Below are 4,049 nucleotides of genomic sequence, written 5' to 3'. Positions count from 1 at the left end.
ACCAGCGGCTGGAAGGTGAGCGCGCAGCACTCTTGACCCTGCTCGATACGCTCAACCTGCCGTTCTGGCTGCGCGATGCCGGCGGCCGCATGCAGTGGGTGAACCGCGCTTATGCGAAGGCAGTCGACGCCGCTGATCCCGCCACCGCCGTGCGCGAAGGCCGTGAACTGCTCGGCACGCCGGTGCGCTCCGCGATAGCGATGGAAGTCTCACAAGGCCGCGCTTTCCAGCAGACAGTATCCACCGTGATTGGCGGCGACCGCCGCATGGTGGCCGTGACGGATGCCGCAACGCCGCAGGGCTCTGCCGGCATCGCCTGTGATGTCAGCGAAATCGAGGCCATGCGCGCCGAGCATGAGCGCACGGTAAAAAGCCATTCCGATACGCTCGACCAGATCAACACGGCCATCGCCATCTTCGACGCCGACCAGAAGCTGCGCTTCTTCAACCAGGCCTTCCAGCGGCTGTGGGATCTCGATCTCGGTTTCCTGGAAAGCGCGCCCGATCACGCCTTGATGCTCGACCGGCTGCGCTCTGAGCGCAAGCTTGCCGAACAGCCGGAATGGCGGCGCTGGAAGGAAAACGTGCTTTCGGCCTACCGCGCCGTCGAGCCGATCGCCGATCAGTGGTATTTGCCGGATGGCCGCACGCTGCGCGTCGTCGGCAATCCGCAGCCGCGCGGCGGCGCAACCTGGGTGTTCGAAAACCTCACCGAACAGATCGACCTCGAAAGCCGCTACCGCACGGCCGTGCGCGTGCAGGGCGAAACGCTCGATAATCTGGCAGAGGGTGTCGCGGTGTTCGGCCCGGACGGGCGCGTGCGCCTGTCCAATCCCGCCTTTCATCAGCTTTGGGATCTCCCCACCGATCTCGCCGCCCCCGGCACCCATATCGCGGCGCTGCGCGAAGCCGCCGACGCCCGTACCTCCGACAATCCCTGGAACGATTTTGTCGCATCCGTCACCGGCTTCGACGAGGAGCGCCGGGATCGGCAGGGTCAGGTCGAGCTTCTGTCCGGCACCATTCTACGCCATGCGCTGATCCATCTGCCGAATGGTCAGTCGATGATTACCTTCGTGGATGTCACCGACAGCGCCAATATCGAGCGCGCGCTGACCGACAAGAACGAGGCCCTGCTGCGCTCCGAGCAGCTGAAGAACGACTTCGTGCAGCACGTCTCCTATGAGCTGCGCTCGCCACTCACCAATATCATCGGCTTCACCGAACTCCTGACGCAGCCAACCACCGGACCGTTGAACGACAAGCAGCGTGATTACCTCGACCATATCGGGTCGTCGTCCTCGGTGCTGCTCACCATCGTCAACGACATCCTCGACCTCGCCACCGTAGACGCTGGCATGGTCGCGCTCGATATCGCGGAAGTGCCAGTTGCCGAAACGGTGCAGGCTGCGGTGGGATTGGTGGAGGATCGGCTCAAGGAACACGCGATCGCGCTGCGCGCCGACCTCACCCATGCGCCGCGCACGCTTCTGGCCGACGAACACCGCATCAAGCAGATCCTGGTCAACCTCCTCAGCAATGCCGGCAACTTCGCGCCGGAAGGCTCGACCGTGACGCTGGCCTGTGTCGAAGAAGCCGACAGCGTAGTGTTCAGCGTGCATGACGACGGTCCCGGCATGCCGGACGATGTGCTGGACACCGTCTTCCGCCGCTTCGAACCGCGTGCCAATGGCGGCCGCCGTCGTGGCGCTGGCCTTGGCCTTTCCATCGTGAAGAGCTTTGTCGAGCTGCATGGCGGCGTGATCGACATTGAAACCGGCCGTGATCGCGGCACAACCGTGATCTGCCGCTTCCCCAGCCGCCCCGCCCGCATGCGCGAGGCGGCCGAGTGACCTCTGAAAACATCACCTTGCAGGTGGATGGCGAAGCCGCGATGACCAGGCTGGGCGCCGACTTGGCTCTGGCATTGAAGGCCGGCGACGTGCTGGCGCTGTCGGGTGATCTCGGCGCCGGCAAGTCCACGCTGGCACGGGCGCTGATCCGCGCACTGGCCGGCGATGCCGAACTCGATGTGCCCAGCCCGACCTTCACGCTGGTGCAAGAGTATCAGGCCCGTCTGCCAGTTCTCCATGCCGACCTCTATCGCATCGACTCGCCCGACGAGCTCGACGAACTCGGTCTCGACGAAGCGGCCGAACGTGGTGTCGTGCTGGTGGAATGGCCGGAGCGTGCGGAGGGCAATCTGCCCGGCAACCCAGTCGCGGTTGCCATCGAGCCATCCGATAAGGGCCGTCGGATTACGTTCGACGGACCTGCTTCCACGTTGGCGCGCATCCAGCGCTCTCTCGCCATTCGCGATTTTCTCGCGGAAGCAGGGCAAGGGGAAGCCGACCGCATTTTCATGTTCGGTGATGCGTCAACCCGCGCTTACGAAACGATCACGCAGCCCGACATGCCGATCCGCATCCTAATGGACGCGCCGAAGCGCCCGGACGGTCCGCCGATCCGCAACGGAAAACCCTACAGCCAGATCGCCCATCTCGCCGAGAGCGTCACGCCCTTCGTGGCGATCGGTAAAGCCTTGCGGGAGCGTGGCCTGGCCGCGCCGGCGATCCATGCAGAGGATCTCGACCAGGGCCTGCTGCTGATCGAGCATCTCGGCCACGGCAACTTCCTTGAGGATGGCAAACCGGTTGCGGAGCGCTACCACCTTGCCGCCGAGGTGCTCGCCGCCTTCCATGCTCAGCCGTTCCCGGCCACGCTGCCTGTCGGCGGCGGCACCTATGCCGTGCCCACCTATGACCGCGATGCCCTCACGATCGAAACCGAGCTGTTAAGCGACTGGTATCTGCCTTATGTCACCGGCAAGCTGGCGTCGGACACTCTGCGCGCTGCCTATGGCGCTGCCTGGACAGAAGTCTTCGACCAGCTGGAAACGGCTGAAAAGCACCTCGTCATCCGGGATTACCATTCGCCGAACCTGATCTGGCGGCCTGAACAAGACGGCTTGAACCGCATCGGCGTGATCGACTTTCAGGACGCGCTGATCGGGCCGTCGGCCTATGACGTCGCCTCGCTTGCCATGGATGCCCGCGTCGACATCGACCCGGCGCTGGAAGCCTCCACCAAAGCGGCCTACCTCGCCGCGCGAAAGGCTCAAGGCAGTTTCGACGTGGAAGGCTTCGAGCGCGCCTATGCGATCATGGCCGCGCAGCGTAACGCCAAAATCCTCGGCATCTTCGTGCGGTTGAACGAACGCGACGGCAAGCCGGTCTATCTCAAGCACCTGCCGCGCATCCGCAGCTATTTCGCGCGCGCGCTCCAGCATCCCGCGCTTGAACCCGTCCGCCGCTTTGTCGAGGACAACGGCATTCTGGCAGCCGCCGATGCAAGGTGAAGCACCCCGCACGGCGATGGTGCTCGCCGCCGGTCTCGGCAAGCGCATGCGGCCGATCACCGACACGATCCCCAAGCCGTTGGTGCCGGTGGCCGGCAAGACGCTGCTCGATTGGGGGTTGGACGCGCTGCAGGCCGAGGGTGTCGAGCGAGCCGTCGTCAACGTGCATTACCTCGCCGACCAGATCGAGGCGCATGTCGCCGATCGCTTATACCCGCGCATCACGATCTCGGATGAACGCACCGAACTGCTGGATTCCGCGGGCGGCATCATCAAGGCGCTGCCCGAGCTTGGGGATAGACCGTTTTATATCCTCAATGCCGACACGTTTTGGCTGGACCAACAGCCCTCAAGCCTGTCCCGTCTGGCTAGGCTGTGGGACGATGCGCGGATGGATATCCTGCTGATGTTGGCTTCCATGGATGATGTAACCGGCCATTCCGGTTCGACCGATTTTCTTATCGATGAGGAAGGGCAATTGGCGCGCGCCAAAGGCGATCCGGCCGGCCTCGTTTATGCCGGCGCCGGCATCGTCCATCCTCGCATCTTTGCTGGCGCCGAAGTCCGCCCGCATTCGCTCAACACCTATTTCGACCGCGCCATCGCCCAAGGCCGCCTCCACGGCATGGTCATGCGCGGGCGTTGGATCACCGTCGGCACGCCGGACGCGATCGCCCCTGCCGAAGCCACC

3 protein-coding genes are annotated in these 4,049 nt (G+C 64.3%); all 3 read left to right on the top strand.

The features are described from left to right. Nucleotides 1-1,853: PAS-domain containing protein (locus RTX98_RS20290; RefSeq protein WP_312798690.1), on the top strand; the 1,853-nt coding region annotated here is incomplete at its 5' end. Between the two features lie 41 nt (nt 1,854-1,894). After that, complete coding sequence (gene tsaE, locus RTX98_RS20285; protein WP_312798692.1) at nt 1,895-3,358, top strand: tRNA (adenosine(37)-N6)-threonylcarbamoyltransferase complex ATPase subunit type 1 TsaE; 1,464 nt, start codon at nt 1,895-1,897, stop codon at nt 3,356-3,358. Then, a partial coding sequence (locus tag RTX98_RS20280) for a nucleotidyltransferase family protein (protein WP_312798689.1) occupies nt 3,348-4,049 on the top strand: 702 nt, incomplete at its 3' end. The genes tsaE and RTX98_RS20280, both read left to right, overlap by 11 nt.

The organism is Tianweitania sp. (assembly GCF_032053605.1).
Classification (GTDB): Bacteria; Pseudomonadota; Alphaproteobacteria; order Rhizobiales; family Rhizobiaceae; genus Tianweitania.
The sequence above is the reverse complement of the archived record's forward strand: the minus strand, read 5'-3'. Positions and strand labels throughout refer to the sequence as shown.

What these genes read in the sequence shown, in the direction of transcription:
- tsaE (WP_312798692.1), top strand. Translation starts at nt 1,895, where the DNA reads ATGACCAGGCTGGGCGCCGACTTGGCTCTGGCATTGAAGGCCGGCGAC.